At 63.9% G+C, this 19,504-nt stretch carries 20 protein-coding genes; 12 read left to right on the top strand and 8 right to left on the bottom strand.

Annotated elements, in window-relative coordinates; translation table 11 throughout:
* Positions 1-7: 7 nt before the first annotated feature.
* Together ASC48_RS07845 and ASC48_RS07840 are read right to left on the bottom strand one after the other, a co-directional pair.
* Positions 8-1,141, bottom strand: coding sequence for a hypothetical protein (locus tag ASC48_RS07845; RefSeq protein WP_055455174.1), 1,134 nt, complete (start codon positions 1,139-1,141; stop codon positions 8-10).
* An 87-nt stretch (positions 1,142-1,228) separates the two neighbouring features.
* A complete protein-coding gene (locus ASC48_RS07840) occupies positions 1,229-1,996 on the bottom strand; it encodes an SOS response-associated peptidase (protein WP_055455173.1) in 768 nt (255 codons plus the stop codon).
* An 86-nt stretch (positions 1,997-2,082) separates the two neighbouring features.
* Between ASC48_RS07840 and ASC48_RS07835 the strand changes: the two genes are divergently transcribed.
* The 4 genes from ASC48_RS07835 (at position 2,083) to ASC48_RS07820 (ending at position 3,975) form a co-directional block, all read left to right on the top strand.
* Positions 2,083-2,598, top strand: coding sequence for a hypothetical protein (locus tag ASC48_RS07835; protein ID WP_055455172.1), 516 nt, complete (start codon positions 2,083-2,085; stop codon positions 2,596-2,598).
* Between the two features lie 18 nt (positions 2,599-2,616).
* Positions 2,617-3,042: an NUDIX hydrolase gene (locus ASC48_RS07830; protein WP_055455171.1), complete on the top strand. Its 426-nt coding sequence runs from the start codon at positions 2,617-2,619 to the stop codon at positions 3,040-3,042.
* 68 nt (positions 3,043-3,110) lie between these two features.
* Entirely contained in the window at positions 3,111-3,533 is a 423-nt protein-coding gene (locus ASC48_RS07825; protein WP_055455170.1) for a TIGR02301 family protein, read from the top strand.
* Positions 3,534-3,702: 169 nt separating this feature from the next.
* Positions 3,703-3,975: a hypothetical protein gene (locus ASC48_RS07820; protein ID WP_050471916.1), complete on the top strand. Its 273-nt coding sequence runs from the start codon at positions 3,703-3,705 to the stop codon at positions 3,973-3,975.
* A gap of 91 nt (positions 3,976-4,066) precedes the next feature.
* Here the strand turns inward: ASC48_RS07820 and ASC48_RS07815 are convergent, their stop codons facing one another.
* Entirely contained in the window at positions 4,067-4,654 is a 588-nt protein-coding gene (locus tag ASC48_RS07815; protein ID WP_208975593.1) for a LysE family translocator, read from the bottom strand.
* A gap of 260 nt (positions 4,655-4,914) precedes the next feature.
* Here ASC48_RS07815 and ASC48_RS07810 point away from each other — a divergent pair, with 260 nt between their 5' ends.
* A complete protein-coding gene (locus ASC48_RS07810; RefSeq protein WP_244270019.1) occupies positions 4,915-5,589 on the top strand; it encodes a hypothetical protein in 675 nt (224 codons plus the stop codon).
* Positions 5,590-5,644: 55 nt separating this feature from the next.
* Here the strand turns inward: ASC48_RS07810 and ASC48_RS07805 are convergent, their stop codons facing one another.
* The 4 genes from ASC48_RS07805 to ASC48_RS07790 form a co-directional block, all read right to left on the bottom strand.
* Positions 5,645-6,310: a class I SAM-dependent methyltransferase gene (locus tag ASC48_RS07805; RefSeq protein ID WP_082440031.1), complete on the bottom strand. Its 666-nt coding sequence runs from the start codon at positions 6,308-6,310 to the stop codon at positions 5,645-5,647.
* A complete protein-coding gene (locus tag ASC48_RS07800) occupies positions 6,303-7,568 on the bottom strand; it encodes a BtaA family protein (protein ID WP_055455166.1) in 1,266 nt (421 codons plus the stop codon). The genes ASC48_RS07805 and ASC48_RS07800 overlap by 8 nt, the downstream gene beginning before the upstream one ends.
* 164 nt (positions 7,569-7,732) lie before the next feature.
* On the bottom strand, positions 7,733-8,995 hold the full coding sequence (locus tag ASC48_RS07795; RefSeq protein ID WP_244270025.1) for a L,D-transpeptidase: 1,263 nt from the start codon (positions 8,993-8,995) through the stop codon (positions 7,733-7,735).
* A gap of 298 nt (positions 8,996-9,293) precedes the next feature.
* The gene (locus ASC48_RS07790; protein WP_055455164.1) at positions 9,294-10,634 is read right to left on the bottom strand and encodes a dihydroorotase; all 1,341 of its coding nucleotides are present in this window, start codon (positions 10,632-10,634) and stop codon (positions 9,294-9,296) included.
* A gap of 193 nt (positions 10,635-10,827) precedes the next feature.
* Between ASC48_RS07790 and ygfZ the strand changes: the two genes are divergently transcribed.
* From ygfZ to ASC48_RS07770, 4 genes are all read left to right on the top strand, one after another.
* Complete coding sequence (gene ygfZ / locus ASC48_RS07785; protein ID WP_055455163.1) at positions 10,828-11,736, top strand: CAF17-like 4Fe-4S cluster assembly/insertion protein YgfZ; 909 nt, start codon at positions 10,828-10,830, stop codon at positions 11,734-11,736.
* Between the two features lie 64 nt (positions 11,737-11,800).
* A complete protein-coding gene (locus ASC48_RS07780; RefSeq protein ID WP_055455162.1) occupies positions 11,801-12,457 on the top strand; it encodes a YfbR-like 5'-deoxynucleotidase in 657 nt (218 codons plus the stop codon).
* A 55-nt stretch (positions 12,458-12,512) separates the two neighbouring features.
* Positions 12,513-13,019 (top strand): tyrosine phosphatase family protein, encoded by a 507-nt coding sequence (locus ASC48_RS07775; RefSeq protein WP_055455161.1) that lies wholly within the window; start codon positions 12,513-12,515, stop codon positions 13,017-13,019.
* 14 nt (positions 13,020-13,033) lie between these two features.
* A complete protein-coding gene (locus ASC48_RS07770; protein WP_055455160.1) occupies positions 13,034-14,014 on the top strand; it encodes an NUDIX hydrolase in 981 nt (326 codons plus the stop codon).
* A gap of 92 nt (positions 14,015-14,106) precedes the next feature.
* On the opposite strand, the gene ASC48_RS07765 is transcribed toward ASC48_RS07770, so the two are convergent.
* A complete protein-coding gene (locus tag ASC48_RS07765; protein ID WP_055455159.1) occupies positions 14,107-15,330 on the bottom strand; it encodes an MFS transporter in 1,224 nt (407 codons plus the stop codon).
* A gap of 394 nt (positions 15,331-15,724) precedes the next feature.
* Between ASC48_RS07765 and nadA the strand changes: the two genes are divergently transcribed.
* The 3 genes from nadA (at position 15,725) to nadC (ending at position 19,462) form a co-directional block, all read left to right on the top strand.
* Positions 15,725-16,810 (top strand): quinolinate synthase NadA, encoded by a 1,086-nt coding sequence (gene nadA / locus ASC48_RS07760; protein ID WP_141658900.1) that lies wholly within the window; start codon positions 15,725-15,727, stop codon positions 16,808-16,810.
* Positions 16,811-16,952: 142 nt separating this feature from the next.
* On the top strand, positions 16,953-18,605 hold the full coding sequence (locus tag ASC48_RS07755) for an L-aspartate oxidase (protein ID WP_055455158.1): 1,653 nt from the start codon (positions 16,953-16,955) through the stop codon (positions 18,603-18,605).
* The gene (gene nadC, locus ASC48_RS07750; RefSeq protein ID WP_055455157.1) at positions 18,602-19,462 is read left to right on the top strand and encodes a carboxylating nicotinate-nucleotide diphosphorylase; all 861 of its coding nucleotides are present in this window, start codon (positions 18,602-18,604) and stop codon (positions 19,460-19,462) included. Before ASC48_RS07755 ends, nadC begins: the two co-directional genes overlap by 4 nt.
* Positions 19,463-19,504: the final 42 nt, after the last annotated feature.

The following is a 19,504-nucleotide window of genomic DNA, read 5'->3' as shown; positions in this document are numbered from 1 at the left end:
GAGCGGATCAAAGATCCGTCAACAGCCGGCTCCAGCTTTCAGAGGCAAAGCCGCCCGCATAAAGATCCCCGCGGCGCGCGGCGTCATCGACACTCGAAAAGCGGCTGCCGATGCAAAAAAAGCCGCGTGGAGAAAAGGTGAGCCAGCGCTGCGAGAGAAGAGCCCGCATCAGAAATGGCTGGGCCATGCCTTCGGCCATCACAAGGCCTTCAGCATCGAACGCAGCCAGCATGGCCGTAACCGCGTCAAGCTCCCTGCCCTCGTCTGTCAGCAGATGCAAGACTGTTGCCTTGCGCCCGTCAGAATACCAGGCCAGAGCCGCAAAGCTGCCCTTGCCATCTTTGGCCAGGGCAAAGCGCAAGGTGCCGAGCGCAAGGTTCCGGGCGGCAAGGCTTGTCAGCCAGGCAAACTCTTCATCCGGCCACAGGGGATGAACCGCGAAGCGGGCAAGCAGCGGTCTTGCGGCCTGCAGGAAAGCGGCAGCATCCGTTTCTTCCACACCGAGCCCGGTCCGCTCTTCCGGGATAAGTGCAGGTTTCAGCCGCCGGGCAAGAGCATCAACCGCACCACAAGGCAGCACCCCCAGCAGGGGACGCAGACGCGGCAGGCTCTGACCCGCAATCAACCGGGCTGCAGAGGCGGGCCGCATCACCCGCCGCCATGCCAGGCTCTGCGTCGTCAGCACCTGACCGCCACCGGCGATCCAGTGGCTGGCGCTGAGCGGCGAGGCACTGTCGGACAGAAGGAGATCCTGTGTGCTGGCCCTCAAGCAGCGCGCAATCCGCGCCGCGCCCGACTGCCCCTCCCGCCCTTCCGACATGAAGGAGCACAAAAGCCGCGCCGTGACAGGCCGCCCCTCAACACTGAAAGCCATGGGAATGGCAAGCACCGCCGCCTTGATGCCGGAACAGGGATGGTCATGCACGAGGCTGCCGGATGCCTCGCTGTAGGAGGGGCTGCCGAACAGCAATTCGCCGAGATAGGCTTCGAGCGCGGCCGCATCCCTGACCCCGGAAGGCCGGAACACGCGGCCAAAGAGCCCTGCGACCACCGGCAGATCATCCCGGCGCATCGGGCGCACCAGGCGGGCAGCCATGGGCTCCGGCACTTCAGCGAGGTGATCATTCAACGCGGCCCGCATCTGACTCCCTTCCATATCTGGTAGAGCAAAGCTAACGCAAAGGCATTTACATTTCCGTTCAGACAGCCGCAGAAAACGGCAATCCTCCTAGAGAAGATCAAGCTGACCGGAATTGCCACCGTCTTCTTGCGCCTTTCTGCGGGCGGAAAGGGTTATCGGGACTTTCGCAGAGACGGCATCGGGCGCCGCCCCGGCGGCCCGCTCGATCAGCCCCGGATCATCCTGCGCGGCACTGTTGACGCGGGACGATACGGGGATGAACTCCAGATAGTCATCCGCCACCGGCCGCAGCAGGCGGCGCGCTTCCTCCGCCCTCACCTGCCCCGTATCCAGCCAGGCATTGAAATCCTGTTCGAAAAGGATGGCCGGCATGCGGTCGTGCACGGCCTGCATGGCACGGTTGGCAGGCACGGTCAGCAGGGCGCCGGTGTCGATCTCACCGCCCGACGGATCGGACCATGTGTCCCACAGCCCGGCCACCGCCATCAACCCGCCGCCCGCAGGCCGGATGAAGAAGGGCTGCTTCTGCCCGCCTGTCCGCCGCCATTCGTAAAAGCCGTCCATCGGCACGAGGCAGCGGTGATGGCGCATGGCCGCACGGAACGAAGGCTTTTCCGCTGCCGTCTCCGCCCTTGCATTGACCAGGAGGGTAAAACTGGCCGGATCTTTCACCCAGCCGGGAATCAATCCCCAGCGCACCAGCGCGAACCGCCGCTGGCCATGCTCATGCCGGACGGTGGCAACCGGCTGGGTGGGGGCGATATTGTAGCGCGGCGGAAAGTCCGGCCGGTCCCGGTAACCGAAGAGTTGCGCAGCCGCCTCGGGAGGCGACGTCAGGGTGAACCGTCCGCACATGAAAATCCTTGCAGTGATCTGATTAGTTCTTTGGCAACAAAGGCAGGTTAGGTTCGGAAGAAGTAGAGTTCAACCGGGGGGATGGCATGACGCAGGAGGATCCAGTGCTGGGCACCGGCGATCTGTCCGCCGAGCGGCTTGTCAAAGCCAATATCAACCCGGCGACTGGCCTTGCAACCGACTATCTGAACCACTTCAACGAAGTGGTGATGCTGCTCGAAATGCTCCCGGCCATGCCGGAATGCGCCGAGGACGTGCTCGCCTGGAGCCCGGCGGACTACGAGACCCATTTCGAGAACTCCAGTTTCTCCGAACGCCAGCTGGCCATTGAGGCCTATCATGCCGCCCCCGTGCGTCTGCGCGCGCATCTGGAAACGCTCGTTTCCGGAATCAATTCGGCGGTGCTGAAATCGCAGGACATGATTCGCAGCGCTGTGTCACCGTCGGAGGTCGCCTTTGAGCTGGCGGAGAAGGCGACAAACGAGATCAAGCCGCTGATCGCCATGGCCAGCGGCGTCATCCACGGCCATATCAGCGCGCAGGATGTCCCCGCCCACGAAGGCTCGGAAGCTCAGGCGGAAATCGACGCCCTGTTTGCCTGAAGCCGGTTTGCCTGAAACATGTCCGGGACGCTCCCTCCTCCTTCACTTGTTCCTGGCGTCAGCATCCTCTGCCACAGGAATGGGGACGTTCTGATCATCCGGCGGGGCAAGGCGCCCTATGCAGGCTACTGGAGCCTGCCGGGCGGCAAGCTGGAAGCTGGTGAGACTCCTCTGCAGGCGGCACAGCGCGAACTTCTGGAGGAAACCGGCGTCACCGCAGAGCTGGGAGAGCCGGCCGGAACGTTCACCATCGAAAGCCGGGACGAAAGCGGGGCGATTCGGGCCCGGTTTCATCTGACCATCTTCATGGGCGCACATGTCTCAGGCGAACCCATCGCGGGCGATGATGCGGCAGAGGCCTGCTTCAAGCCGCTCTCCGCGCTCGGCAGCCTTGAAATGACGCCAGGCACTGCCGAACGCATCCGGAAACTGATGGCCTGTTGACGGGGCAACCGCAGCCTTGCACCGCCGGTCCTTGCAGCCCATTATCCTGCCGGACAGGCAGGGACCCAATGGACTCCAGCACAAACACCAGCGCCCGGCGCCGCATGACCATAAGAGCCCTTGCCGGCCTTGCAGCGGCTGTCCTGATGCTCGCGGCTTTGCCGGTTCGCGCGCAGGATCCTCAGTCAGAAGCCCCTTATGAACGCCAGTTGCTCCGCCTGTCGGAAATCCTCGGCGCTCTGCATTTCCTGCGCCCCCTGTGCGGACGCGATGATGCGCCAAGCTGGCGGGAGCGGATGGAGGACCTGCTGGCAGCCGAAATGCAGGGGGAAGTGCGCAAGCGGCGCCACATCGAGCGCTTCAACCTCGGCTATCGCGGATTTTCTTCGGTGTATCAAAGCTGTACGCCCGCTGCACGGGCTGCCATGAACGCCTATGTCCAGGAAGGCGAGAAACTGAGCCGCGATGTTGCGGCCCGTTATGCGCGTTAGCCGCGCTCCGTTACCAAAGGCTTAACCCTCCACGTATAATTTGTGGGTGGACGTTAAGAAGGCCTTCACACTCGCTTCCCGCGTAGTCTTCCCATGGTAAGGTCTTCGCAGATTCGGGGAACAGCACCGACTCATCCAAAGCGAAAGCGGCAAAGACCTAAGGGACAGCATGACCAACGACGAATTCAGCGAGATGTCTGCGGACGTCCAATACCTTGAAGACGACGATATTCGCCGTGCTGCGCTTGGTTTCATTCAGGATGCATGGTCCGAGGCGATTGCCTGCGGTGTTGATACGGATGCTGTTGCCCACGCAGCCATGTTTACTGCGCTTGCCGATCTTGTTTCCACTTACGGCGAAGATGCCGTTGCCAAGCTGGCAGAAGGCCTGCCGGAGCGTATTCTGCGCGGTGACTATTCGGTCAATCGCGTCCTTCAGTGAAACTGGCGAACGGCGGAGCGCGAGACACGGCCCCTGCGCTCCCCCAATGATCTTTTTTGATCCTCTGATCAGCCTTTTCAGCCCTTCACGCTCAGAAAACGCCCAGCAGGCTGACAAGGATTCCGGCCGCAAAGAGAATCAGCACGGCACCAGCGGCCTGGTTCATCATTTCAAGCCAGCGGTCTGTAAAGCGGTCACGCAGCGCGCTTGCCCCTCCGGCCACGACGGCCCACCACAGGCAAGCCCCCGCCGCCACACCGCAGATCATGCTCAGTGCATCCAGATGCCCGCCCGGCTGCGGAGCCCAGTCGCCAAGACTGCCGAAGATCGCCAGAAACCCCAGCATCGCACCCGGATTGGTGATTGTCATGACAAAGGCAGCCAGCGCATCACGCAGCAGGGTGTGATCGAATTTGCCCTTTTGCGTATCCATGTGCGGATGGCTGCGCAGCACCGCAATGCCAAATACGACCAGAACGCTCGCCCCCACCAGCTTGATGGCCGTCTCGTGCAGTTCGACGAACTCGGCCACAACCGAAATGCCGAAAAGAGCGGCGGCGGCGAACAGCGTGTCTGCCGCAACGGCACCAAGACCGACGAGAAAACCAGACCGGAAGCCCCGGTGAAGGGCCCTTCGCAGCGCCATGATGTTCACCGGTCCAACGGGAGCACTGGTCATCACCCCAATTGCCAGTCCAAGCAATGCATATGAAAGCGATGGCGTCATGCAGGAAAACTCTGGCAAAAATGGCACATGTGCCTGCGGTTTAACGAAAGGAGGACAAGATGCCAAGCGCGCTGGCTCTTTTGAATGGCCTTTCCGCTGCGGCTGCGTATAGTCGTTGAAAATCTTCCCGGCTGAGTCTGACCATGCTGCGCAACTGCATTGCCACCCTCTGTTTTGCACTCCTGCTGCTTCCGGCTGCGGAAGCTGCGACCGTGAGAACCGAAACGATCCTGGTCACCCCGCCGGAGCAGAATGCCTCCGGCAGCCCGGCCATTCCTCCGGAAGATCTCTTGCCCCCAATCCCCGATGAGGCCGGCGCGGATGATGCGGGCGGCGCAATGGAAGAGGCTGATCCGGCCGAGGGCATCGAGAACCCGGAAGAAGGCCAGTCTTCTGAAGTCTCTCCGCAGAACCTGCTCCCTGTCCCTGAGGTGCATTACGGACCGGAGGGCCTGCCGGCGCCTGTCGCCCGGATGCGGGACCAGTTGATGGAAGCGGCCCGCAGCGGCGACGTTGAGCGCATGCGCATGGTGCTCGAAGGCAACGAGATGATGCCGACACTGTCGCTCGCGGAAATCGGTGACCCGGTCGAGTTCCTGAAGCACAGTTCCGGCGATGGGCAGGGCCAGGAAATCCTTGCGATCCTTCTGGACGTAATGGAAGCGGGCTGGGTGCATGTGGACGCCGGAACCCCGCAGGAAATGTACATCTGGCCCTATTTCGCCCGCTACCCCTTCGACAAGCTGACACCGGAGCAGAAGGTGGAGATGTACCGTATTGTCACCGCCGCCGATTTCGCGGAAATGGACGCTTACGGCGCCTGGCTGTTCTACCGTGTCGGCATTGGTCCGGACGGCACGCTGCATTATTTCGTCGCAGGCGAATGAAACCAGCTCCCGGTGAGTTCCAAATATCGGGAGCTGGACAAGCCACGGCGGCCGTTCAAACGCGGGTGACTTCCGCCCAGACCGAATAGCCGCGATAGAGCGAACCGGCCTCAAAGCGCGCCTTGTGCTGCCCGGCAAGAGCCTCCACGGCGCCGGACAGATCCGCCCGTGGCGTAACGTGAAATTTCGCCAGCCAGGCATGCAGCAGGCGGCGGAAAAGACCCGGCAGATGCTCCTGCTGGCCGAAATCCACCACCGACAGCTGCCCGCCCGGTGCCACTGCCGCAAGGCCGGCTGCCATCGCCTCGCGCCAGGGCGGGATCATCGACAGGGTGTAGGACATGAACACCCGGTCGAAACTGTCCCGGCCAAACAGGGCTTCTGCGTCAAAAGCCGAAGCATCGCCGCAGGCGAGCCGGATACGGTCCTCCAGCCCGGCACGGCGGATATTCGCTTCTGCCGTTGCCAGCATCTCGCGCGAAATGTCGAGGCCATAGAACCGGGCACCGGGATAGAGCCGCGCCGCCTCGATCAGGTTGCGGCCCGTGCCGCAGCCCAGCTCCAGCACGCAGCCACCTGCAGGCGGCACCAGCCGGGCGATCAGCCGGTCGCGGCCCAGAAGGTAATATTTGCGCGTCAGGTCATAGATGTGCCGCTGATTGCGGTACACGCTGTCCATCAGCGCAGCGGAGGCGCCGCTCTGGTTGCGGGGTTCATCCATTGAAGACATAGAGATGGAACCCGCCATAGATGGAGGAACGGTCGCGGCGGCCCAGCTCAAGGCTCTTCTCCGCCTCGTAGGTCCAGCGGTCCAAGATGGAATCATGGACGCGGCCCGGCAGCAGCGTCGGCTCTGCGGCGGTGCGGAAGATGACGCGGGCGCCGGGGCGGGCGGTGCGGGTGATCTGGGTCCACAGAGCGTTGAGCTGCTCGTCGGTCATCCAGTCCTGCGCATCCAGCAGGACATAGGCGTCGAGTGTGGCCGGAACTTCGCCTTCCAGATGTTCGGTTAAGCTACGGTTGACCACTTCGACACGGGACGCCCGCTCGCGGATGGCATCGAAATGCTCGCGTTTCAGATAGGGTGGCAGCGGGCCGGAGGCACCCGTGCTCTCATCCCCACCCTGCGGCGCGTAGCCCCGGTTGAAGGCCTGCCATGCGAAATAGTTGTCCGAGAGCGAGAAATCGCACGCGAGTTTCTGCAGCCGCTGCTTCAGCACGTCAGACATGTCACCCGTGGGGCTGGCGGAAGCCAGCGCTTCATACTGGGCGGGCGGAATGCCGAGGCCGTAGAGCGACATCTTCTTTGAGGTTGCCCAGCGCACCAGCCGCTTGTCGAACAGGGGCGCCAGCGCCGTCTCGAAATAGCTGCGCTGCTCATCCAGCGTGCGGGAGCGGACGAAATGCTTCGGGTCGACGCCATAGAGGCGGGCGACGAAATGGCCCACGCCGATGAAATAGCCCAACAGACCGTGGTGATAGAGATCCCGCGAGAACAGGGTGATGCGGCGCCGGCCAAGCCCGCTGATGCCACGGCCTTCCCAGTAGCTGCGGGTTTCCGCATCCAGCTTGTCACGCAGGAAACGCTCGTAGGCGGCGATGTTCGCCTTCTCGTCCGCTTCGCCGAAGAAGCGGTAGAAGCTGTCATGGTTCGGCAGGTGCTGGGCGGCAGCGAGCTTCAGGCGGCCCAGCGCCACATGGGCGCGGTTGAGATCCACCGCCGTGACCGCCGCCGGATCAGCCGTCAGATAGGACATGACGTTGCAGCCGCCAGAGGCGATGGTGACCATGCGCGAATGCGGCTTGAGCTGCAGCGCCTCCAGATCCACATCCGGGTCTTCCCAGATCTGCGGATAGACCAGCCCCTTGAAGGCGAAGGTGAACATGCGCTCCAGAAAGCCCTCGCGGGAGGTGGCGCTGGACCGGTGGACGGCCTTCTTCAGTCTGGCTTTCGATGCTTCAAGCGTGCTCACCGGCATTGTTCGCTCCCTCAGGGACTGCCCGCCGGCGATTCTTCCGCCGGATAAGAACCTGAGGGGGAGCGATACTGCAGACACGCGACAGAGACATGACGGCCGGGACAGGACGGCCGGGACAGGACGGCCGGAACAGGACGGAAGGGCCAGCCGGCCGCCCCGGCAGATCAGTTCGTTGTCGTCACCACGAAGTCGGTGCCAAGGCCGGTGTTGCGCAGGAACGGCCGGTCGGTGACGATGAGCGATGAGCCCGGCGTCAGCATGGCGCCAACCTCCTTGCGCACAGTGGCGGGCATGTCGATCCGGTCCAGGATGCGCGCCGGCGTCATGCCTTCGGCCTCTTCCGCCACCACGGCCATCCAGCCGGTTTCGCTGTCTCCGGGCTTGAAGCCCAGCGCGGTGAAGATGACGGTGCCGATGGGCGCCTTCGGATCCTTCAGGGTGACGCCTGCCTGATAGATGTCCTTGAACTTCGCCCGGATGCGCAGTTCCGCGTTCAGCGGCAGATCCTCCCCCGCCTCGCGGTAGACCCGCTTCAACAGGCTGAGGCTGTAATTGCCGGTGACGGGCAGCTCGTAGCCTTGCTGGAACAGACGGATTGCGTCCCGCGTCTTGCGGCCCATGACGCCATCGACGGGGCCCGCCTCGAAGCCGAGCCGGTTCAGCATGGCCTGCAGGTCGTGGATTTCCCGGCCCGAGGGGCGGGGCTGGATGATCATGCGCAGCGGCGTACCGAAATCGGCTGCGGCTTGTGTTTCCGTCTGCGGTGCAATGGATGCGGTCGAAGCGGTGTCCGTGATAATGGAGCCGCGCAGGCCGCCGCTGGCAGGCAAAATGCTTTCGTCAAGGCTCGCTACCGTTGTGCCCGGCGCATAGGGCTGCGGCAGCACGGCGTGGGTGATGGCCACGGGCGCGGTTTCGCCATTGGTGATCACCACATGCATGCCGTGCCGGGTCATGGTGAAGAGGTCCTGCGCAAAGCGCATGGGCATACGCACACAGCCGTGCGAGGCCGGATAGCCGGGCAGCTTGCCTTCATGCAGGGCGATGCCGGACCAGGTCAGCCGCTGCATATAGGGCATCGGCGCGTTGTCATAGAGATTGGAAAAGTGCTTGCGGCGCTTTTCGAGAATGGAGAACACGCCCGTCGGCGTGCTGTACCCGGTCTTGCCGGAGGAGACCGGCGTGGAGGTGACAAGCTCCAGCCCGCGGTAGACCTTGAGATTTTGCTCGCGCAAGGACACGACGATCTGCATCGGATGCTCGGGATCGCTGATCTCAACGGCCCCTTGCAGCGTTTCCGCGGCACTGGCGGTCATGCTGGCTTCGGCAGGCTTCGCCAGCCCCGCGATCTGCTTCAGCCCGGCCGGGCCTTCGGCTCTCGCCTGCGAAACTGCGAATTGCATCATGGCAAGAGCACAGCCCGTCATCAGCGCCACGCGCCAGACACTCCCACGCTCAACTCCGCGATTAAACCCAGTTGCCGTGTCCATCACCATGCGAGCCTCATCTACGCCATACCCGTCAGCCCGCACTCACCTTACCCACGCTCCGTGTACTTAGGGTTAGGGAACAGGGTTACCGAAGTGTGCGAATTTGACCGGTTCCGGTCATAGAAGCTTAACCCTGAAACCGCTGTAGCGCCCGTCACATTTTCGCCAGATTTGAAGGAAGGCGGTGCGTACATGACGCTTCCCCCTCCCCTGCCCTTTTCAGTTAGAAGCCCCCTTAGCCCTGCGGCTGGAGGGCGTCCAGGAAGTGGACGGTTTCGCCCTGCGAGGGGGTGGTCAGTTCGCCTTGCCACATCACCTTGTGGCCGCGCACGAAGGTGCCAACGGGCCAGCCGGTGACTTCCACGCCGTCATAGGGCGTCCAGCCCACGCGGGAGGCGATCCACTCGTTGCGGATGGTTTCCTTGCGCTTCATGTCGACGATGGTGAAATCGGCGTCATAGCCAACGGCAATGCGGCCCTTGCGTGCCATGTTGAACAGGCGGGCGGGGCCGGCGCTGGTCATGTCGACGAAACGCTCGAGCGTCAGGCGCCCGGCATTGACGTGATCGAGCATGGTCGGCACCAGCGTCTGAACGCCGGTCATGCCGGAATGAGAGCCCGGATAGGCGTGATCTTTTTCCTCGCGGGTGTGCGGGGCATGGTCGGAGCCGAGAATATCGGCGACACCCTGATTGACGCCCCACCACAGACGCTTCTGATGCGACAGATCACGCACCGGCGGGTTCATCTGGGCGTAGGTGCCAAGCCGCTCGTAGCAGTCCGGGGCAAACAGGGTCAGGTGATGCGGCGTCACTTCCGTGCTGGCCACATCGCGGTGGTCCGCCAGATATTCCATCTCATCGCCGGTAGAAATATGCAGCACATGCACCCGTTTGCCGAGGCGGCGGGCCAGCGTGACAAGCCGCTGGGTGGCAAGCAGTGCTGCCGTTTCGTCGCGCCAGACCGGATGCGAGCGTGGATCCCCCGGCACGCGCAGGTTCATCCGGTCGCGCAGGCGCATTTCGTCCTCACAGTGGAACGAGGCGCGGCGGGTGATCTTCTTCAGGATCTTCGCCAGGTTCTCGTCATCCTCCACCAGCAGGTTGCCGGTGGACGAGCCGATGAAGACCTTGATGCCCGCTGCCCCCGGCAGCTTTTCCAGGATCGGAATTTCTTCGATGTTTTCCGCCGTGCCGCCAACGAAGAAGGCAAAGTCACAGTGCATGCGGTGATGACCGGCCGAGACCTTTGCCGCCAGCGTTTCGGCCGTGGTGGTGTTGGGATTGGTGTTCGGCATCTCGAACACCGCCGTCACACCGCCCATGACGGCGGCGCGGGAGCCGGTTTCAAGGTCTTCCTTGTGGGTGAGGCCCGGCTCGCGGAAATGCACCTGCGTGTCGATGACGCCCGGCAGAATGGTCAGGCCCTTGCAGCCGATGACCTCTGCCGCCTTTACGCCCCGCAGATCGCCAATAGCGGAAATGCGCCCGCTGCGCACGGCCACATCGCGGATCGCGGTGCCGTCCTGATTGACGACTGTAGCGCCGGTGAGAATGAGATCATGGGCAGCAGACATTGATGACTCCTCTTCCATCTTCGGCTCGGGCCTTGGCGCACGGCTTTTTTCTGGCGCGCTTATACGATTGGCAGGACGCACGGGTCCACAGGCTTTTCGGGAAAGAGCCTGCCCGGCAACACCGCGCCTTGCCGCCGGGCAGGCGCGGGGCTATCTCAACGGAGAGATATACGCAGTTTCACTGGAGGCCTTTATGTCCGCTGCCCGTTTTGCCCTTCTGCCTGACCGTGGCCTGGTGCGGGTGAGCGGGCCGGAAGCCACGCATTTCCTGCAGAACCTGCTGACCCGGGATGTGGAAGGCCTGACCACGGGCGAAGCCGCCTTTGCCGCCCTCCTGACACCGCAGGGCAAGATCCTGTTCGATTTTCTGGTGCTGAAGGATGCTGACGGCTTCCTGCTCGACACGCCGGCCACGCAGGTGGCAGCGCTTTTGAAGCGGCTCGGCTTCTACCGGCTGCGCGCCAAGGTGACGCTGGAGGATTGCACCGCCCCCCATGAGGTGGCGGTGATCTTTGGCGATGCCCTGCCCGCTATGCCACTGGCGCCTGACGTACTGGCCGCGAGCGACCCGCGCCTTGGAGAACTGGGGCTGCGTGTAGCAGGGCCGAAAGGGCTGGCAGGCATTCTGGAAGGCCTCGGCCTGCAGGCGGCAGAGCCCGCAGACTGGCATGCCCACCGCATCAGCCTTGGCGTGCCGGAGGCGGAAAGCGACTTTGCCTATGGCGAGATCTTCCCCCATGACGCGGACATGGACCAGCTGAACGGCGTCTCCTTTCGCAAGGGCTGCTACGTGGGGCAGGAGATCGTCTCGCGCATGGAGCACCGCTCCACCGCACGCAAGCGCTTCGTCAGGGTGGAAGCGGCAAAGGCCCTGCCCGCCATGGGCAGCCCGGTTCTTGCCGGGGAACAGGAGGTGGGCACGCTTGGCTCATCCTCAGGCGGCCGGGGACTGGCGCTGCTGCGGCTTGACAAGGTGAAGGCGGCCCTCGACAAAGGCGTCCAGCTGACCGCTGCCGGAACGGCGCTTGATGTCACGCTGCCCGGCTGGGCGCGTTTCACCTGGCCCGAAAGCGGCAGCCTCGCAGGCACGGACAGCGCCTGACCAGCCCTTCAACCCTTTCGCCGCACTGGCCCGAGACCGACGGCCCAAGACTGACGGAGCATCCATGGCTGCCGACCGCCCCGAACTTCCGCCCCGCGCCTGGCAGCGCATGCTTTCCGGCCGTAGGCTCGACCTGCTGGACCCTTCGCCGCTGGATGTGGAGCTGTCAGACATTGCTCACGGCCTTGCCCGTGTCGCCCGCTGGAACGGCCAGACGCACGGCGATCATGCCTTTTCCGTCGCCCAGCACAGCCTCGTGGTGGAAGACATCGCCCTGCAGCTGAAGCCGGACCTGACGCCGCAGTGGCGGCTGGCCGTGCTTTTGCACGATGCGCCGGAATATGTGATCGGCGACATGATCTCCCCCTTCAAGTCGGTGATGGGCGGCGACTACAAACTGGTGGAAGGCCGTCTGCAGGAAGCCATCCACAGGCGTTTCGGCCTGCCGGGCAAGCTGCCGGAGGCTGTCAAGAAACTGGCGAAGAAGGCCGATATCATCTGCGCCTATTTCGAAGCGGTGGAACTGGCAGGATTCGGCGATGAGGAGGCAGGCAAGATCTTCGGACGGCCCAAGGGTTTCGGCACCGGCCCGGCCAATGCTCCGCGCCTTGGCCTTGAACCGATGCCCGCAGCTGCCGCACAGATTGCCTTCACCGAACGCTTCGAGGCCATAGCCGCCCTTGCCGTAAACACGCCGCAGAAGCCCGCGCGCGGGCGGTGACGCAGGGGTGTAAAAAGGTTAGTCTCCAAAGACACAGGTTCAGGATGACCGATTGATGCTTTACGTGTCTTCTCTTTCCCGCCTCAAGGAAACGGTGGAGCGGACGGGCGCCACCCGCATGGTCAGCCTGATCAATGCCGGCACGCCGGTGGAACGGCCCCGGTCCATTGCGGCAGACAATCACCTGTTCCTTGGCTTCAACGACATTGTGGACCCGGTGGAAGGCCTCGTGCCGCCCGGCGAAGCGCATGTGAGCTCGCTTCTGGACTTCGTGCAGAACTGGGACCAATCCGCCCCGCTGGTCATCCATTGCTGGGCGGGAATCAGCCGGTCCACGGCGGGCGCCTTCATCACCGCCTGTGCGCTGACGCCGGATGCCGATGAGGCGGAGCTTGCCTCGGTTCTGCGTGCCCGCGCCCCTTCCGCCACGCCCAATGCCAGGCTGGTGGCGATTGCCGACCGCATGCTTGCCCGCGACGGGCGCATGATCGAGGCGATCCGGGCCATCGGCCGCGGGGCAGATGCCTTCGAGGGCACGCCCTTCGAAATGCCCTTGGCCTGAAGGAGCAGGGGCGGATGAACCAGACCACGGCAACCATTGAGATCGGCCTGAATGCCGTGATCGTGGCCGTGCGCGAGGGCGTGCCGCAGGTCGTCACCTTCGCCGGTGGCGGAGAGGACGAGGCAGAGGGCTTACCCTTCGGCCCTTTCGATCCGCTGCATCACCGCACCTTTGAAAGCGGGTTGCGCACCTGGGTGGAGGAACAGACCGCCCTTACAATCGGCTATGTGGAGCAGCTTTACACCTTCGGCGACCGGGGCCGCCACATGACCAGCGGCGACAGTGGCCCGCATGTGGTGTCCGTCGGCTATCTCGCCCTCACGCGCAAGAGCGCGGACAGCGAGGATGTGCTGTCGCAGCATCATTCGTCCTGGCGGTCCTGGTATGACTATTTCCCCTGGGAAGACTGGCGTGACGGCCGGCCGGCGATGCTCGACCGCGATCTTCTGCCCGCTCTGCACGCTGCCTCCGGCCGCATGCCGCCGGAGCCGCCGCACAGCGGCCTTGGCCGGGCCGAGCGCATCCGCCTTGCCTTTGGCGAGGATGAAGGCAGCTGGGACGAGGAGCGGGCGCTTGACCGCTATGAGCTGATCTATGGCGCCGGGCTTGTGCAGGAGGCCCTGCGCGACGGGCGGCCCGAGGCGCTGGCCTGCCCGGATCTGCCGAAATTCGGCCGCCCCATGCGTTTCGATCACCGCCGGGTGCTGGCCACCGCCCTCTCGCGCCTGCGCGGCAAGCTGAAATACCGCCCGGTGATCTTCGAGCTGATGCCCGACACTTTCACCCTCACCGAATTGCAGCAGACGGTGGAAGCGATCTTCGGGCGGCACCTGCACAAGCAGAACTTCCGCCGCCTTGTGGAAAACGCCGAACTGGTGGAACCGACCGGCGCCACCTCCACCGCCACCGGCGGCCGCCCCGCCGCCCTCTTCCGCTTCCGCCGCGAGATCCTGAAAGAACGTCCCGCCCCGGGGCTCAGGGTTGGCGGGCGGTGAGGGAAGAGAGACAAAGGCACATCCTCTCCATCGTCATACTGGATCGCGCAGGCGCGTGCGGATGACGATGGAGAGGTAGAGGTGCAGATCACTCACTCCGCCACAGCGAGGCGGACGACGGGTTGTTCGCGGATCGGCCAATGGACGATGGCCGCGAGAAGGCCGAGGGCGATGCCGAGCCACCAGACCGCATCATAGGAACCCAGTTCGTCATAAAGCTTGCCGCCCAGCCAGACACCGAGGAAAGACCCGATCTGATGCGACAGGAAGACGAAACCGAAAAGCGTTGCCATGTAACGCGGGCCGAACATGACAGCGACAAGGCCGGACGTGGGCGGCACGGTGGACAGCCACAGAAAGCCCATGGCCGCCGAGAAGATCAGCACCGAGGCCGGTGAGGCCGGGACCATGAGGAACAGGGTGATGGCAACCGCACGGGCAAAGTAGATCAGTGACAGGAAATGCGGCTTGGAATGGCGCGTGCCGATATAGCCCGATGCCAGAGACCCCACGATGTTGCACAGGCCGATGAGGGCGATGGCATAGCCGCCCCAGCGCGCCTCAAGTCCGAGGTCGGAGATGTAAGGCGGCAAATGTACGGTGATGAAAGCCACATGGAAGCCGCAGACGAAGAAGCCCAGCGTCAGCAGCAGATAGCCGCGCGTCTTGAACGCCTCGGTGATGGCTTGCTTAAGGTTCTGGTCAGCGCTGGTGCCGGCATAGGCGGCTGCATCCGGCTTGCCGCGCAGGGCGATGGCGAGCAGCGGGAGAAGCGCCATCAGGCCGGAAAAGGCCAGCAGCGTGTTGTGCCAGCCGATCCCGGCAATCAGCCCCGCACCCAGCGGCGCAAACAGGAACTGGCCCAGCGAACCGGAAGCCGTGCCGACACCAAAGGCGAGCGAGCGCTTTTCCGGCGTCACCGTGCGGGCAAAGGCGGCGAGCACCATGGAGAAACTGGAGAAGGCAATGCCAAGGCCGATCAGTACGCCGCCGGTCATGTGCAGCGCCACCGGCGAGGTGGCGTCCGCCATCAGCCACAGGCCCGAGCCATAGAACACCGCGCCCAGCGCAATCGTCTTCCAGGTGCCGAACCGGTCGGCAAACATGCCCGCCACCGGCTGGCCGATGCCCCACATCAGGTTCTGGATGGCGATGGCCAGCGAGAAGATCTCCCGCGACCAGTCGCGCGCTTCCGTCATCGGCTGAAAGAACATGCCCATGGTCGAGCGCGGCCCGAAGGACAGAAGCGCAATGGCACAGCCGCAGATGATGATCAGCGGAATATTGGCCCTTGCGGGCGCAGATGCGGCGGACATGACCCGGTTTCTCCAATTCACACACTCCGGGCCGTGTGATGAGCCCCTCGCCCGCTACTATGCCCCTCGAGTAGTTTTGCTCAAGTGAATGTTTGTGATGCAGGGATGAGAGCTTCTTATGGGCCGTTTGAACGGGGGGCTTTGTTTTGGAACGGCCTCACCTCCAATCCGCACCCCATTGCCAGCACATAAACAAGCCTCTGGAAAATATCATCTTTTCAAAAATATGGCACTTTTCTGCAGAAAGTGTGGATTTGGTCTGCGGGCAGGACTATATAAGCTCAGCAAGAGCAAAAGACGGTGGCAGGCAAGGGGCGTAAGTCCCGTTTTCTTTTACCGGCCATATGCTCAAAATGAGCATAATAGATCTGAGCTCCAAAGGGAGTACGGCCCTATGGCTACCACGCTGATTTCCTCACGTTCCGCCTGCGAGGTCAGGCCCGCAGCGGAGCTGGCGATTGACCGTCATGGTGCGGTGAACCGTCCGGACCTGGCCTATACGGAAGAGGTGGCGCGCGAGACGGCGCCCATCTACGAGAAGGTCAAGCACATCATCCCCGCCATCGAGTGGCCCGCTCTTGCGCCGACGATCCATGCGATCAACAAGCTCAAGAAGGAGCGCAACGCGGTCATTCTGGCGCATAATTACATGACGCCGGACATCTATCACGGCGTGGCGGATGTGGTGGGCGACAGCCTGCAGCTGGCCATCGAGGCAACACGCACCAGCGCGGACGTGATCGTCCAGTGCGGCGTGCATTTCATGGCCGAGACCTCCAAGATCCTCAATCCGTCCAAAACGGTGCTGATCCCTGACAGCCGCGCTGGCTGCTCGCTGGCCGAGTCCATCACTGCCGAAGATGTGCGTGCCCTGCGCGAGCGCAATCCCGGCGTGCCGATCATCACCTATGTGAACACCTCTGCTGCCGTGAAGGCAGAGTGCGACATCTGCTGCACCTCGTCCAATGCCGTGGAAGTGGTGGAGAGCCTTGGTGTGGACCGGGTGTTTCTGATCCCGGACAAGTATCTGGCCGCCAACGTCGCCCGCAAGACCAACGTGGAAGTACTTGTCTGGGACGGGGCCTGCGAGGTGCATGAGCGCTTCACCGCGCAGGAACTGCGCGACTACCGCAAGATCGATCCGGACGTGAAGATCATTGCCCATCCGGAATGCCCGCCGGAAGTGGTGGACGAAGCCGACTTTGCCGGCTCGACCAAGCACATGATCGACTGGGTGAAGGAAAAGAAGCCCGCCAAGGTGATGATGATCACCGAATGCTCCATGGCGGACAATGTGGCGAGCGAGACGCCGGGCGTGGACTACATCCGCCCCTGCAATCTGTGCCCGCACATGAAGCGCATCACCCTGTCCAAGATCCTCGATGCCCTGATCGAGATGAAGGAAGAAGTCACGGTTGATCCCGCTGTTGCCGGCCTTGCGCGCCGTGCGGTGGAACGTATGATCAACCTGAAGAGCTGACCGGCAAGCCGGCGCATAACCCTGGCGTACCGGCCTGTCCTGTTTCCTGACCCGCCCGGACCTTCCCTCCCCCATCTGTCCGGGTGCGGCCTTGCGGCCGGAGGCGGAGCTGCCTTCCGGCGCCGTTTGGAAAGCCCCTGCGATGGCAATACGTAGCGAAATCCTGGCCCCCTCCCTGTCTGCGCGTGGCGTGGACGATGTGGTGATCCTCGGAGGTGGTCTTGCGGGCCTGTTCTGCGCGCTGAAACTCAGCCCGCGCCCCGTCACCATCATCAGCAATGCGCCGATCGGTGAAGGGGCTTCCTCGGCCTGGGCGCAGGGCGGCATTGCCGCTGCCGTTTCCGACGGGGACACATCCGAAAGCCATCTGGCCGATACGCTGGCCGTGGGCGGCGGCATCTGCCAGGACAAGATCGTTGCCATGATGACGGCGGAAGCGCCGCGCCGGGTGCATGACCTCCTGAGCTATGGCGTGCCCTTCGACAAGGATCTGGAAGGCCGCCTGCAGGTCTCCCGCGAGGCCGCCCATTCCCAGAGCCGCGTGGTGCGGGTGCGCGGCGACATGGCCGGACGCGCCATCATGGATGCACTGGTGACGGCGGTGCGCAACACGCCGTCCATCCGCGTCATCGAAGGCTATCTCGGCGAGAGCCTGATCACCGAAGGGCGCTATGTCACGGGCGTGATGGCGCGCCGCCGCGGCGGGCTGGAGCGGCTCGCCTTCCAGGCACCTGCCGTTGTTCTTGCCTCCGGCGGCATCGGCCATCTCTATTCAGTCACCACCAATCCGGGCGAAGCCAATGGCCACGGCCTCGGCATGGCAGCCCGAGCCGGAGCCGTGCTGGCGGATGCGGAATTTGTGCAGTTCCACCCCACCGCTCTGGATCTTGGCCGCGATCCGGCACCGCTGGCCACCGAAGCCCTGCGGGGCGAAGGCGCAATCCTCGTGAACGCCGCCGGTGAACGCTTCATGCAGAGGGTGCATCCGCTGGCCGAACTGGCCCCGCGTGACATCGTCGCCCGCGCCGTCTTCCGCGAGCGGGCCGCCGGGCGCGGCGTGTTCCTTGATTGCCGCGAGGCAATCGGCGCAGGCTTTGCCGGGCACTTCCCCACCGTTTACGCCGCCTGCATGGCCGCGGGCATCGACCCGGTGACGCAGCCGATCCCGATTGCCCCGGCAGAGCACTATCACATGGGCGGCGTGCTGACGGACGCGAACGGGCGCACCTCGCTGGACGGACTGTGGGCGGCGGGCGAAGTCGCCTCCACCGGTGCCCATGGCGCAAACCGGCTGGCCTCCAACTCGCTGCTGGAAGCCGTGGTCTTTGCTGCGCGGATTGCCGAGGACATTCAGGGCCTGATGCCGACCCCGCGCACCGCCTATTGGGAAGAACTGGACGACGAGCCGGGCCTGCCCAGCCAGCGCAACCACGATGAGCGCACCGCCATCTCCATCCTGCGCCAGACCATGAATGATCTGGTGGGTGTGGAGCGGGATGCGGAGGGCCTTCAGACCGCCCTCGCCCGCATTGCGGCGGCTGAGGCGCAGGTACAGCGCACCTCCATCCGCAACATGATGATTGCGGGCAAGATCGTTGCCGCAGCCGCTTTCCTGCGCAAGGAAAGCCGGGGCGCACATTACCGCTCCGACTTCCCGCAGGCCGATCCGGCACAGGCCAAGCGCAGCTTCCTGACGCTGGATCAGGTCGACGCGGCCGCAGCAGGCGCCAGCGAGGCGGTGAAGGACCCGCTGTCTGCCTTTGACCTCGCCAACATGGCCGGAGAAGGCGCATGACCGCCTTCCTGCCCGAACTGCCGCATCTGATGGTGGAAGACGCCGTGCGCGCTGCCCTGCTGGAAGACTGGGGCCGCGCCGGGGATATCACCTCACAGGCCACCATCGGCCCGGATGTATCGGCAAGCGCCGTCATCGCCGCGCGCAAGAACGGCGTGCTGGCAGGCATCGACCTTGCCATCACCGCCTTTGCCCTCACCTCGCCAAAGCTCAAGGTGGACGTTCTGGCCGGCGACGGTGCAAGGCTGACGCCGGGCGCCATCGTTGCCCGCATCGATGGCCCGGCACGGGCGTTGCTGGCGGCGGAACGCGTGGCGCTTAACTATCTGGGCCGCCTCTCCGGCATTGCCACCGCGACCGCCCGCTTTGCCGATGCAATCGCACATACAAAAGCGAAGATCGTCTGCACCCGCAAGACGACACCGGGCCTGCGCGCCTTTGAAAAATATGCTGTACGCTGCGGCGGCGGCTCCAACCACCGCTTCGGCCTCGATGATGCGATCCTGATCAAGGACAATCACATCGCCGTTGCGGGGGGCGTCGCCAAAGCCATCCACTCGGCCAAGGCCTTTGCCGGCCATCTGGTGAAGATCGAGGTGGAGGTGGACACGCTGGACCAGCTGCGCGAGGCGCTGGAGGCAAAGCCCGACGTCATCATGCTGGACAACATGGGCCCGGACCGCCTGCGCGAGGCCGTCGCCATCGCCGGCGGCAAGGTGCTGCTGGAAGCTTCGGGCGGCATCGACGAGACCACCGTGCGCGCCGTGGCCGAGGCTGGCGTTGACCTCATCTCCTCCGGCTGGATCACCCACTCCGCCCCGGTTCTCGACCTGGGACTGGATATCGGCATCGGTTGATTGGGCAGAACCAGTGCCTTGACTTCTCCATCGTCATCCCGG

The sequence above is a fragment of the Pannonibacter indicus genome (genome assembly GCF_001418225.1).
In the GTDB taxonomy this organism is placed as follows: Bacteria; Pseudomonadota; Alphaproteobacteria; order Rhizobiales; family Stappiaceae; genus Pannonibacter; species Pannonibacter indicus.
The sequence above is the reverse complement of the archived record's forward strand: the minus strand, read 5'-3'. Positions and strand labels throughout refer to the sequence as shown.